The sequence below is a fragment of the Pelagibacterium halotolerans B2 genome (genome assembly GCF_000230555.1).
Taxonomy (GTDB): Bacteria; Pseudomonadota; Alphaproteobacteria; order Rhizobiales; family Devosiaceae; genus Pelagibacterium; species Pelagibacterium halotolerans.
On the sequence record NC_016078.1, the window covers coordinates 2,016,759 to 2,029,347 of the forward strand.

Consider the following 12,589-nt stretch of genomic DNA (forward strand, 5'->3'; position numbering starts at 1 on the left):
AGCCAGTTGAACGGCTTTTTGGCAATCGGCTTGCTGACCGTAACGGCGGGTGCAGGCGTATCGGTCATGCCACGGCCCTCGCTTCGGCGATTTCGGCCCGCAGCGCGTGGACCATGTCGTTGAACGCGGGCTCGTACATCACGTCGAGTTCGCGCGGGCGCGGGAACGGCACCTTGTGAACGTTGACCACCCGCCCCGGCCGCGCGCTCATCACGTGGATGGTGTCGGCCAGGAATGCCGCCTCGCGCAGATCGTGGGTGACCAGAACGATGGTGACGCCCTGCGCCGCGTGAAGGTCGCGGATCACCTGCCATAGCTCTTCGCGGGTGAACGCATCGAGCGCCCCGAACGGTTCGTCCAGCATCAGGAGTTCGGGCTCGTGGATCAGCGCGCGGCACAGATTGGCCCGCTGCTGCATGCCGCCCGAAAGCTGCCAGGGAAATTTCGAGCCGAAGCCTTTGAGCCCCACCGTTTCCAGCAGCGCCTCGGCCTTTTCGACATATTCCGCCTTGTGCCGGCGCAACCGGTGGCGGTGTTTTTCGACGATTTCGAGGGGGAGCAGGATGTTGTCCAGCGTCGTGCGCCAGGGCAGCATGGTCGGGTTCTGGAACGCCATGCCGACAATGGATACAGGCTTGGTGACATAGCTCCCCGCCACCGTCACCACGCCGGTTTGCGGGATGTGCAGGCCGGTGACCAGCTTCATGAGCGTGGATTTCCCGCACCCCGACGGCCCGACCACGGCGGCGAACTCGCCCTTGGCGACGCTCATATCGAGCCCCGACACCGCCAGCGTGCCATCGGCCCCGCCATAGCGCATGTCGACATTTTCGATTTCAACGAGCGGTTTGCTCATGGCCCGCCCCCTTTGATGGCCGGGCTCGTATCGCGCCCGGCCAAAGCGTGATTATTCGAACATGCGCTCTTCGGCGGGCGGCAGGAAGCTGTCATCGAAGACGTCCGCTGCCGAAATGTCCGACGATATGCCGATCGAGGTGCCAAGCTGGGCGATGGCGCGGTCGAGACGGTCGAAATCGATACCGCCGAACCCGTTCTCCTGGACGTAGGCGGTGTTGATGTTCATCTCATTGGCCATTTCCAGCCGCTCGGTCTCGATGTCGATATCGAGAATGTCGTTGGCCGCGACCACCGCCGCAGCACCCGCTGCCGGATCGGCCACCGCATCGGCAAAGCCCTTGGCCAGGGCGCGCAGCATGGCTTCGACAACTTCGGGATTTTCCTCGGCGAAGGTCGTGTTGACCATGATCGAATTGCCGTAAAGCTCGAGCCCGTGATCGGCCATCATGATCGGCACGATATCCTCGTCGGGCACCCCTTGCGCCTTGAGGTTGAGGATCACCGAAAAGGCGAACCCGAAAACGGCGTCCACATCGCCCTGCGCCAGCATCGGCTCACGCACCGGAAAGCCGATGGATTCGATTGTGATATCGGACGTATCGATCCCCGAAGCCTCGACGAACGCCGGCCACTGGGCGAACGCGCCATCGGGCGGCGGCGCGCCCAGCGTCTTGCCTTCCAGCGATGCCGGGTCTTCGGTGATGCCGAGCGAAGAGCGCCCCACGACCGAGAAGGTCGGGGTTTCATAGACCATCATGATCGCCTTGATCGGCTGGCTTGCGTCCTCGTCGAGAAACTTGATGAGCGAGTTGATGTCGCCAAAGCCCATGTCATAGGCCCCCGTCGCCACGCGCGGAATGACCTCGACCGAGCCATTGCCGACATCGAAGGTCACATCGAGCCCTTCTTGTTCGAAATACCCGTTGTCGCGCGCCAGCATGAAGCCGGCGGCGGGACCTTCGATGCGCCAGTCCAGCGTGAAGCGGACCGGCGTCAACTCCTGGCTCAGCACCGGTGCGGCAAGGCTTGCGCCCAGAACCAGCGACCCGGCGGCCAGCGTGAACACTCTGCGGTTGAGCATGATGGATTTACCCCTTGGTTTTGCCAGGGATGATAGAAGCGCGGCGATTTTTGACTGTAAAGTAAAAAATGCCAAATCCTGTGCAAGCCCAACCAATTGCCTAAGGCTTGGGCAGGCTGCACAGGAGGTTTGGTCTTGCCTTGGGCAATGCCGGCGCTAGGCCGCCCGCACCGCCGGCTGCGTCCGCTCGCGAGCGCCCTCGGTGACCCGGAAGATATCGACGATGTCGTCGAGCTGGCGGGCCTGCGCCTCGGTCTGCTCGATTGCCGCGTTCGTCTCCTCGACAAGCGCGGCATTGTGCTGGGTCATCTCGTCGAGCTGGCCCACCGCCCTGTTCACTTCGGAGATGGAATCCGCCTGTTCGCGATTGGCGCTGGCGACTTCGCCCATCAATCGGGCATTGGCCATGATCGCCTCGCGCATCTGTTCGAGCATGCCCGCCGCGTCGCGTACGAGTTTCGAGCCGCCACCCACTTCGCTGGCGCTCTGTTCGATCAGCGCCTTGACCTCGGACGACGCCTGCGCCGCCGATTGCGCCAGCCGGCGCACCTCGATGGCGACGACCGCGAACCCCTTGCCCGCTTCCCCGGCCCGCGCCGCTTCCACCGAAGCGTTGAGCGCCAGAAGGTTGGTCTGGAACGCGATGTCGTCGATCATCCCGATGATTGTCGAGATCTTGCCCGAAGACGTGGTGATGCGCTCCATGGCCGTCGTGGCCTCGCCCATCACCTCGCCGCCATTGCCGGCAAGCTCGGAAACCTCGTTGACCCGTTCGAGCGCCTGCTGCGCCCGCTGGGCGTTCGACGCGATGGCCGCGGCCACCACTTCCATGGCCGCCGAGGTTTCCTCGATGGTCGCGGCCTGCCGCGTCGTGCGGTCGGCCAGGTCTGTGGCGCCCGAAAGGATTTCGCCCGTCGCGGTGCGCACCGAGCGCGAGGTCTGGCGCAACCGCCCGACGATCTCGGTCAATTTGTCGGCCACCGCATTGGTATCGGATTTGAGCTTGTCGAAGGCCCCGCTGTACTCGCCCGTCACCCGCCGCGTCAGGTCGGTCTGCGCCAGCGCGGCCAGCACCTCCCCGGTTTCATCGAGCCCGTTGGCGACGGTCGAGACGAGCCCGTTCACGCTCCGGGCCAGCGCGTTAAGCTGCTCGTCGGGGAAGGTCTCGTCCACCCTGCGGCTGAAATCGCCCTCGATAGCGGCATCGACCACCGCCCCGAACGCATCGCGCAATTGCTCCATCATGGCGGCACGCTCGGCCCGGCGCATTTCACTCGTCTGGCGTTCCGCATCGGTCATTTCGGCCACGCGGACCCCGTTCTGGCGGAACACTTCCACCGACCGCGCCATAAGCCCCACCTCGTTGCCCTGGCCGGTATAGGGCACCTGCGCGCTGACGGGGTCGGTGGCGACCTCTTCCATTGCCGCTGCCAGCCGCCCCAGCGGACGCATCAGACGGCGCGAGACGACAAGCACGATGCCTCCGGCCACGACGAGCACGGCCAGCGACAGCCCGCCCAGCAGCATCAGCACCTGATCCTGCAACGCAACGATCTTGGCCTTTTCCACGCCCACATAAAGGATGCCCAGAATATCGCCGTCGGGGCTCATGATCGGCTGATAAGCGGTGAAATAGGGATTGCCCAGGATGATGGCCTCGCCAAGGAAGGTCCGTCCGTCCATCACCACCGGATAGACGGCCCCGCTCTGGCCCAGTTCGGTTCCGATGGCGCGGGTCCCGTCGGGCTTGATGATATTGGTGGTGCGGCGCCAGAAATCCTGCGTTTCCTCGTCCCACACAAAGACGGTCGCCGTCTCCCCGGTCACCTGCGTAATCTTGTCGATCAGCGCATTGTCGGTGAATTCGGGAATGGCGGGAAGCGTTACACCGGAAACCTCGTTATCGCTGTTCCAGACGACCTCGCCGCCCTCCACAGCGTCCGCGAGCATCGTGGCCGCCACGCGCAGGTTCGATTGCTGGTTGTCGTGCGCGGTGCGGGCGATCTCGGATCGCAACTCGCTATCCACGAGCCAGAAAATACTTCCAATCGATAATGCAAGAACCGCGAGAAACAGAAAAACCACCGAAGTGGACAGCTTTATGTTCTTGATACTTGGACGGGAGAATTTCATGGAGCACCTGCAGCGTTTGATACGCAAACAAACAGGTATTAAAATTAAATTTTCATAAAATTCCCACTCGAATACCGCGTTTGTGAGGGCAAAAGCGCAACTATACCGGCAGACTGCTCCATTCTTTGACTTCACGAATACTCAAGTTTGAGTGGATGCGCGCCACACCGGGCAGCCGCGCCACAAGTTCGCGATGCAGCCGCTCGAACGCCGCCGCATCCTGGCAGACGACCCGCAGGATATAGTCGGACTGCCCGGCCATCAGATGGCATTCGAGAATTTCGGGGATGTCACGCACCGCCCGCTCGAACGCCTCGAACGTCTTGTCGGACTGACTGGTCAGCGAAAGCTCGATGAAGAACTGCATCGAAAGGCCCAGTTTCGAGCGATTCAGGACAGCGCGATATCCGGCGACAAACCCACGCTCCTCGAGCGCCTTGAGCCGTCTGTGACAGGCCGAAGCCGAGAGCCCCACCCGGTCTCCCAATTCCACCATCGATTGCGCGGAATCCGCCTGGATGAACCGCAGGATTTTGCGGTCGATTTCATCAATGGGCAATTTCATCACGCATTCCGTCTCTTTGGCGCAATACCATCCCGTATCTCTAAATAATTGCTGCGCAATCTGCAACGCTACTGTGCCCAAGCGGCGTTACACTGTCATCTTCACAAGAAGAGGAGATCGACATGCGTATCGGCGTGCCGAGAGAAATCAAGAACCATGAATATCGGGTCGGCCTGACCCCGGAAAGCGCCGCCGAACTGAGCGCTGCAGGCCATGAAGTTCTTGTCGAGACCGGTGCCGGCGCCGGGATCGGCGCCACCGACGCGGCATACGAGGCCGCCGGTGCCAAAATCGCCCCCGATGCCGGGGCCGTCTTTTCGAAAAGCGAAATGATCGTCAAGGTCAAGGAACCGCAGGCCGCCGAGCGCGCCATGCTTTCCGATGGCCAGATCCTGTTTACCTATCTTCACCTCGCCCCCGATCCGCAACAGACCGCGGACCTCGTGAGATCGGGCGCCGTCTGCATTGCCTATGAGACGGTGACCGACCCGGCCGGCAGCCTGCCCCTGCTCAAGCCCATGAGCCAGGTGGCCGGGCGCATGTCCATTCAGGCCGGCGCGACGGCGCTGGAAAAATCCCATGGCGGACGCGGCGTGTTGCTGGGCGGCGTTCCCGGCGTTCACCCGGCCAAGGTGGCCGTGCTGGGCGGTGGCGTCGTGGGCTTTCACGCCGCGCAGATGGCCGTGGGCATGCAGGCCGATGTGACAATTTTAGACAAGAGCCCCGCAGCGCTCGAACGCCTCTCGAACCATTTCGGCGCTTCGGCCCGCGTGCTCTATTCCAATCGCGCGGCGGTCGCGACCGCCATAGCCGAGGCCGATCTGGTGATCGGGGCCGTGCTGGTGCCCGGTGCGGCGGCACCCAAACTGGTGACGCGGGACATGCTGGCCACAATGCAGCCCGGCGCGGTGCTTGTCGATGTGGCCATCGATCAGGGCGGCTGTTTTGAAACCTCAAGGCCCACGACCCATGCCGACCCCACCTATGTGGTCGACGATATCGTCCATTATTGCGTGGCCAACATGCCCGGCGGGGTGGCGCGTACATCCACCTATGCCCTCAACAACGTCACCCTGCCCTTCGCTTTGGCGCTGGCCAACAAGGGCTGGAAAAAGGCGCTGGCCGACGACACCCATCTGCGCAACGGGCTGAACGTGGCGCATGGGGCCGTGACCTGCGAACCCGTCGCCGAGGTTCTGGGGTATGAGTACCGGCCGGCCGAGGAAGTGGTTGCGGGCTAGAGCGTGTCCAGCAAAAGTGGAAACGGTTTTGCGGTTCGGACACGCGATAAAACAAAGGCTTAGAGCCAAGGATTTGATTCAATCAAATCCTGAGCGGGTCTAGTCTGGCTTTTTGGGCATGCGATGCACCGGATTCCGGCAATAAATGCCGGAATGGCAATTGAGTACGAAACGCTCCGTCCTCACTCAACCTGCTGGCCTCCGGGACTTGTTCCCAGGGTCCAGCAGCATCTCCAAAATCGACAAACGCAAGTTTGGCCACAATCGAATGAGGAGCGATTCACGATTTTCCGTTGGCATGCGCCAGAATGACGACGCTGCGCGGTGGCAATGTCAGCCTTGCGTTCTCGATGACGATCTCGGCATCGATCGCCGAAACCAGCGCGACCTCGAAATTGAGTCCCTGTTCGGGTGGCAGGACGACCTCGATTTCCTCGCGCAGCCTGTTGAACCAGGCCAGCAAGATCTCGCCCTCCTCGTGCAGGAACATCCCCAAAACGCCGGAATCCGGTCGGTTCCAGTCGTCTTCGGTCATTTCCGCCCCGTCCGCGCGGACCCACATGACGTCCTTGAACCCGTCAGATTTCTCCCCTGTCAGGAACTTGTCGCTCCTGAAGGCCGGGTGATTGCGGCGCATGTCGGAAAGGCCGGCGACGAAATTGACGAGGTCGCCATCGGCGTTTTCCCAGTCCAGCCAGGTGATCTCATTGTCCTGGGCATAGGCGTTGTTGTTGCCGCCCTGGCTGCGCCCGAACTCGTCGCCGGCCGTTAACATGAGTGAGCCATGCGAGACGAAAAGCGTGGCCAGTAAAGCTCTTACGTCATTTCTGCGCGCCGTGTTGATCGCCTCGTCATCGGTCTCACCCTCGGCGCCGTTGTTCCAGGAATAATTGGCGTTGTGCCCGTCGCGATTGTCCTCGCCATTGGCGTCGTTGTGCTTGTTTTCGTAGGCAACCAGGTCGGCCAGCGTGAACCCGTCATGGGCGGCAAGGAAATTGACGCTGGCCGAGGGCTTGCGCCCGTCATGGTTGAATTGGTCGGCCGAGCCGGCCAGCTTTCCCGCCAATGCCCCGATCATGTGGTCCTCGCCACGCCAGAATTTGCGCACCGTGTCGCGGTACTGGTCGTTCCATTCGATGAACGGCTCGCCGAACTGGCCGACATGATAGCCCCCCGGACCGGGATCCCACGGCTCGGCGATCAACAGGCAGTCCTTGAGGATGTCGTCGGTCCTGATGCGTTCGAGCAGTTCGGCATCGCGCGAGAACCCGTCCAGCGACCGCCCCAGAACCGTCGCCAGGTCGAACCGGAACCCCGCGATCCCGAATTCGGTCACCCAATAGCGTAGACTGTCGATCACAAGGTCCTGCACCGCCGGATGGTCGCAGCGCAGCGTGTTGCCGGTGCCCGCATCATTGACCAGTTCCATCGCCCCATCGACTTCGACATGGCGGTAATAGGTCAGTGCATCGAGCCCCTTCATCGAAATGACCGGCCCCTGGGAATCCCCTTCGCCCGTGTGGTTGTAAACCACGTCGAGCACCACCCTGATCCCCGCTTCGCGATAGGTCTCGACCATATGCCGCAACGATTGCGGCCCGCGCGGGATGATGCGCGGATCGGTGGCGAAATAGGTGATGGGGTTATACCCCCACACATTGGTCAGCCCCAGCGAGGGCAGGTGCCCGTCATCGATCCACCCGGCGATCGGCATCAGTTCGACCACATCCACCCCCATATGCCTGAGGTGATCGACGACATACCCCGTCGTCATCCCCGCCAGCGTTCCCCGCAGCGGTCCCTGCACCGAAGGGTGGCGCATGGTGAAGGGGCGGACATTGAGCTCGTAGATCAGGTGCGGACGGCTCGTATCGGGCTCCCAGAGCGGCTCGCGCACCGGCCCCTGCACCAGCGCCTTGGGCACCAGAGGGGCGGTATCGACCGATTCATCGCGCGCCAGCCGCAATTTCGGGCTGCGCACGAACGTCCTGTCGATGCGCCGCGCGTAAGGATCGACCAGAAGCTTGTTGGGATCGAAATAATAGCCCTGCGCCGGATCGTACCGCCCGTCGGCGCGCAGCCCGTAGCTGGCATTTTCGCCGATCCCCGCCACATGCCCCGACCAGCGATTGGCTTGGTCACGGGTGAGCTCGATCCGGTCGGTTTCCTCGTCCTGACTGTCGAACAGGCACACCCAGATCTTTTCGGCGGTCTCTGAATAGACCCCGAAATCCACACCGGCATCGGTCACCGTCGCGCCGAGCGGCGCGGGTGAGGCAGGCTGCTTGTCTCGTGACATTTGGGGACTTTCCGTCAGGTTATGACCGTTGGAGCATCGCGGCCGGTACGGGCCTTGATCTCGGCGACAGCATCGGCCAGTGCGATCAGGTCGGCAAGAGCCTCCTGGGTATCCCTGTCATGCGTGCCGTCGCCGGGCTCGAACCGCTCGATGTAAACCCGTAAAGTCGCCCCGACCGTTCCGGTTCCCGACAGCCGGAAGACGATGCGCGAACCGTCATCGAACCCGATGCGCAACCCCTGTCCCGTGGCGGTCGAGCCGTCCACCGGGTCGTTATAGGAAAAATCGTCGGCAAGGATCACCTTGCGCCCGTCCAACCCGTTGGCGAGCAGGCCCGGAAGCTTGGTGCGCAGATCGGTCATCAGCGCGCGGGCATCGTCGGCATCGACCTCTTCGTAATCGTGCCGCGAATAATAATTGCGCCCATAGGTCGCCCAATGCTCGCGCACGATCTCGTCGACGCCCTGCTTGCGCGAAGCGAGAATGTTGAGCCAGAGCAGCACGGCCCACAGCCCGTCCTTTTCGCGCACATGATCCGATCCCGTCCCGGCGCTTTCCTCGCCGCAGATGGTCACCTGCCCGGCATCGAGCAGATTGCCGAAAAATTTCCAGCCCGTGGGCGTCTCGTAAAGCGCGATCCCCAGCCTTTGCGCCACCCGGTCGGCCGCCGCGCTGGTCGGCATCGAGCGGGCGATACCCGCCAGCCCGTTGCTGTATCCGGGCGCGAGATGGGCGTTGGCGGCCAAGAGCGCCAGCGAATCCGAGGGGGTGACGAACCGGTTTTTCCCGATAATGAGGTTACGGTCCCCATCGCCATCGGACGCCGCGCCGAAATCGGGCGCGTCCGGGCTCATCATCAGATCGTAAAGGTCCTTGGCATGGACGAGGTTGGGATCGGGGTGTCCCCCGCCGAAATCGGGGAGCGGGATGCCGTTGACCACAGTGCCCTGCGATGCGCCCAACCGGCCCTCGATGATCGCCTTTGCGTAGGGCCCGGTCACCGCGTGCATGGCATCGAACCGCATGGTGAAACCCGCCGCAAACATCGCCGCGATGGCGTCGAAATCGAAAAGGGTTTCCATGAGCGCCACATAGTCGGCCACCGGATCGATCACCTCGACGCTCATGCCCGAAACGTCGTGCACCCCGATCTGGCCAAGGTCGATATCGGCGGTATCGACACTCTTATACTGGGTGATTTCCATGGACCGCGCATAGACCGCATCGGTGATCTTTTCAGCCGCCGGCCCGCCATTGGACGCGTTGTACTTGATCCCGAAATCGCCGTCCGGCCCGCCCGGGTTGTGGCTGGCCGAAAGCACGATCCCGCCGAACGCCTTGTAATGGCGGATGATGTGGGACGCCGCCGGGGTCGATAAAATCCCCCCCTGCCCGACCATCACCTTGCCGAACCCGTTCGCCGCCGCCATGCGGATGACGATCTGGATGACGGTGTCGTTGAAATAGCGCCCGTCCCCCCCGATCACCAGCGTCTGGCCTTCCCGGCCCGGCAGGCTGTCGAACAGCGACTGGACGAAGTTCTCGACATAATTGGGCTGCTGGAAGTGGCTGACCCGCTTGCGCAGCCCCGAGGTCCCCGGCTTCTGGTCGGAAAAAGGCGTTGTGGAGACGGTCCTGATGCTCACTGGGCTTCCCCCAAGATCTTCTGATAGAGCGCGGCATATTTTCCGGCACTGTTGGTCCATGAAACGTCGGTCTTCATGCCCTTGCGCTGCATGCGGGCCCAGATGTCGGGCCGTTGGTAGAGCGCGACGGTGCGCGAAATCGCTTCGCCCAGCGCCGGCCCGTCGACCGGGGAGAATTGCACGCCGGTCGCAACCCCTGCTTCAACCGCCGCCTCATTGGCGTCGATTACCGTATCGGCCAGCCCGCCCACGCGGCTGACCAGAGGAATGGCGCCGTAGCGCAGGCCGTAGAGTTGGGTCAGCCCGCATGGCTCGAAACGCGAGGGCACAAGGATCACATCCGTGCCCCCCTGCATCAGATGGGACAGCGCCTCGTCATAACCCTTGACGAACCCCACCCGTCCCGGGTGGCGCGACGCCGCGTCAGACATCGCCGCTTCGAGCTGGACGTCGCCCGAGCCCAGCACCGCAAGAGAGCCGCCAAGCGAGACCAGCCAGTCGACATTTTCGGCAACGATATCGATGCCCTTTTGCCAGGTCAGGCGCGAAACCAGCCCGAACAGCGGCCCCGCCTCCGCCGTGATCCCGAAGCGCTCGGCCAGCGCCGCGCGGTTGGTGGCCCGGGCCTTGGTGTTGGCGGCGCCATAATGGGCGGGCAGTTCGGGGTCGGTCTGCGGATTCCAGGCTGTCGCATCGATCCCGTTGAGAATGCCGTAAAGATCGTGCCCGCGCTCATTGAGCAGCCCTTCCAGCCCCATGCCATATTCGGGCGTGCGGATTTCGCGCGCATAGGTGGGGCTGACGGTGGTGATGGCGTGGGCACAGCGCATGCCGCCCTTGAGGAACCCGACACCCCCGTAATATTCGACGCCAGACATGTCGAAAGCCTGCGCCGGCAGGCGCAGATGGGGAAAGATATCCGCCCCGAACTGCCCCTGGAAGGCGATATTGTGGATGGTGAGGATCACCTTGGTCCGGGTATCGCCACCGAACGCCACATAGGCCGCCGCCATGGCCGCCGTCCAGTCATGGGCGTGGATGATGGCGGGCCGGTAGCCTTCGACAAGCCCCCTCGCCAGCTCCGCCGCCACCCATGAGAGCGCGCCGAAACGCTGCCAGTTGTCGGGCCAGTCGGCGCCGGTCTGGTCGACATAGATGCCGCCCGGCCGGTCGAACAGATGTCCGGCATCGAGCACGATGAGGTCGAGCCCGGCCACCCGGGCCGCGATCAGTTCCGCCCGCCCGCCGAACAGGTCATCGAAAGTTGCAACGGTCCGTCCGCGCTTGATGGCCGCCTTGACCTGCGGATAGCCGGGCACCAGCGTGCGCATGGCGACGTCGTGATCGGCCAGCGCCGCCGGCAGCGCCCCGGCCACATCGGCCAGCCCCCCGGTCTTGACCAGCGGGTAGATTTCGGAGGTGACAGAGAGAACGTCCATCATTTCGAAGCAAGGTACCGGTTGATCATGGGCTGGGTGATGAGGGTGACGCCGCTCTCGGTGCGCCGGAACCATTTGGCATCGAATTCGGGGTCCTCCCCGACCACCAGCCCTTCGGGAATTTCCACCCGCGCATCGACAACCACCTTGCTGAGTCGCACGCCGCGCCCGATGGTGCATTGAGGCAGGACCACCGCCTCGTTGAGCTCGGAATAGGAATTGACCCGTGCGCCGGTCGCCAGCAGCGTGCGCCGCAACTGGGCACCCGAAACGATACAATCGCCCGAAACGAGCGAGGAAATCGCCTGTCCGCGCCGTCCGTCGATATCGTGGACGAACTTGGCGGGCGGCGTGATCTCCGCATGGGTCCAGATCGGCCATTCGCGGTCGTACAGATCGAGCTGGGGCGTGATGTCGGTGAGGTCGGTATTGGCTTCCCAATAGGCGTCGATCGTCCCCACATCCTTCCAGTAGGAAACCTGCTCGTGTTCCGAGCGCACGCAGGAGCGCGGAAACCTGTGCGCCCAGGCGGTGCCCTTTGCAACGATATGGGGAATGATGTCCTTGCCGAAATCGCGGCTCGACCCTTCGGCCGCCGCATCGCGGCGCAACTGGTCCATCAAAAATTTGGTCTCGAAGACGTAAATGCCCATCGAGGCCAGCGAGATGCCCGGCTTGTCGGGGATCGAGGGCGGGTCCTTGGGCTTTTCCATGAACTCGACGATCCGGTCGCGCCCGTCCACATGCATCACGCCGAACGCCGAAGCCTCGCTCGAGGGCACTTCGAGACAGCCCACGGTCACGTCGGCGCCGGTGTCCACATGCTGGCGCAGCATGATCTCGTAGTCCATCTTGTAAACGTGGTCGCCGGCCAGGATGACGATGTATTTGGTGTTGTAGTCGTCGATGATATCGATGTTCTGATAGACCGCATCGGCGGTCCCCGCATACCACATGTCCTCGGCCACCCGCTGGCTGGCCGGCAGGATGTCGAAGCTCTCGTTACGCTCGGTGCGCAGGAAGTTCCAGCCGCGCTGGAGATGCCGGATCAGGCTGTGCGCCTGATATTGGGTGGCCACCGAAATGCGGCGAATGCCCGAATTGATGGCATTGGACAGCGCAAAATCGATGATGCGCGACTTCCCCCCGAAATAGACCGCCGGCTTGGCCCGCCGGTCGGTCAATTCCATGAGCCGCGTGCCGCGCCCGCCCGCCAGGACATAGGCCATGGCGTCGCGGGCAAGCGGCGCCGGGTTCTTCTTGTCGACCATGATCCTCTCCTTTGTTGCGCCTCCGGCTGGTCCCTCTCCGGCGGCGATTATTGTTT

Annotated in this window: 9 protein-coding genes; 1 reads left to right on the top strand and 8 read right to left on the bottom strand. The window is 63.1% G+C overall.

Annotation, left to right across the window (positions count from 1 at the left end; genetic code table 11):
- Positions 1 to 64 precede the first annotated feature (64 nt).
- The 4 genes from KKY_RS09880 to KKY_RS09895 all read right to left on the bottom strand — a co-directional run bounded on the left by KKY_RS09880 (position 65) and on the right by KKY_RS09895 (position 4,637).
- Entirely contained in the window at positions 65 to 856 is a 792-nt protein-coding gene (locus tag KKY_RS09880) for an ABC transporter ATP-binding protein (protein WP_014131197.1), read from the bottom strand.
- A 51-nt stretch (positions 857 to 907) separates the two neighbouring features.
- A complete protein-coding gene (locus KKY_RS09885; protein ID WP_014131198.1) occupies positions 908 to 1,939 on the bottom strand; it encodes an ABC transporter substrate-binding protein in 1,032 nt (343 codons plus the stop codon).
- 156 nt (positions 1,940 to 2,095) lie between these two features.
- A complete protein-coding gene (locus KKY_RS09890) occupies positions 2,096 to 4,072 on the bottom strand; it encodes a methyl-accepting chemotaxis protein (protein ID WP_014131199.1) in 1,977 nt (658 codons plus the stop codon).
- 100 nt (positions 4,073 to 4,172) lie between these two features.
- A complete protein-coding gene (locus tag KKY_RS09895) occupies positions 4,173 to 4,637 on the bottom strand; it encodes an Lrp/AsnC family transcriptional regulator (RefSeq protein WP_014131200.1) in 465 nt (154 codons plus the stop codon).
- 122 nt (positions 4,638 to 4,759) lie between these two features.
- Between KKY_RS09895 and ald the strand changes: the two genes are divergently transcribed.
- A complete protein-coding gene (gene ald, locus KKY_RS09900; protein ID WP_014131201.1) occupies positions 4,760 to 5,878 on the top strand; it encodes an alanine dehydrogenase in 1,119 nt (372 codons plus the stop codon).
- A 280-nt stretch (positions 5,879 to 6,158) separates the two neighbouring features.
- On the opposite strand, the gene glgX is transcribed toward ald, so the two are convergent.
- Genes glgX through glgC form a run of 4 tightly spaced genes read right to left on the bottom strand, consistent with a single transcriptional unit; the run spans position 6,159 to position 12,533 of the window.
- Positions 6,159 to 8,177, bottom strand: a complete 2,019-nt coding sequence (gene glgX / locus KKY_RS09905) for a glycogen debranching protein GlgX (protein ID WP_014131202.1) — start codon at positions 8,175 to 8,177, stop codon at positions 6,159 to 6,161.
- Positions 8,178 to 8,191: 14 nt separating this feature from the next.
- Entirely contained in the window at positions 8,192 to 9,823 is a 1,632-nt protein-coding gene (locus KKY_RS09910; protein WP_014131203.1) for an alpha-D-glucose phosphate-specific phosphoglucomutase, read from the bottom strand.
- Entirely contained in the window at positions 9,820 to 11,262 is a 1,443-nt protein-coding gene (glgA, locus tag KKY_RS09915) for a glycogen synthase GlgA (RefSeq protein ID WP_041528688.1), read from the bottom strand. The genes KKY_RS09910 and glgA overlap by 4 nt, the downstream gene beginning before the upstream one ends.
- Positions 11,262 to 12,533, bottom strand: coding sequence for a glucose-1-phosphate adenylyltransferase (glgC, locus tag KKY_RS09920; RefSeq protein ID WP_014131205.1), 1,272 nt, complete (start codon positions 12,531 to 12,533; stop codon positions 11,262 to 11,264). Before glgC ends, glgA begins: the two co-directional genes overlap by 1 nt.
- Positions 12,534 to 12,589: the final 56 nt, after the last annotated feature.

Coding starts and splice junctions, on each gene's coding strand:
- KKY_RS09880 (WP_014131197.1), bottom strand. CDS start 856: ATGAGCAAACCGCTCGTTGAAATCGAAAATGTCGACATGCGCTATGGC.
- KKY_RS09885 (WP_014131198.1), bottom strand. CDS start 1,939: ATGCTCAACCGCAGAGTGTTCACGCTGGCCGCCGGGTCGCTGGTTCTG.
- KKY_RS09890 (WP_014131199.1), bottom strand. CDS start 4,072: ATGAAATTCTCCCGTCCAAGTATCAAGAACATAAAGCTGTCCACTTCG.
- KKY_RS09895 (WP_014131200.1), bottom strand. CDS start 4,637: ATGAAATTGCCCATTGATGAAATCGACCGCAAAATCCTGCGGTTCATC.
- ald (WP_014131201.1), top strand. CDS start 4,760: ATGCGTATCGGCGTGCCGAGAGAAATCAAGAACCATGAATATCGGGTC.
- glgX (WP_014131202.1), bottom strand. CDS start 8,177: ATGTCACGAGACAAGCAGCCTGCCTCACCCGCGCCGCTCGGCGCGACG.
- glgA (WP_041528688.1), bottom strand. CDS start 11,262: ATGGACGTTCTCTCTGTCACCTCCGAAATCTACCCGCTGGTCAAGACC.
- glgC (WP_014131205.1), bottom strand. CDS start 12,533: ATGGTCGACAAGAAGAACCCGGCGCCGCTTGCCCGCGACGCCATGGCC.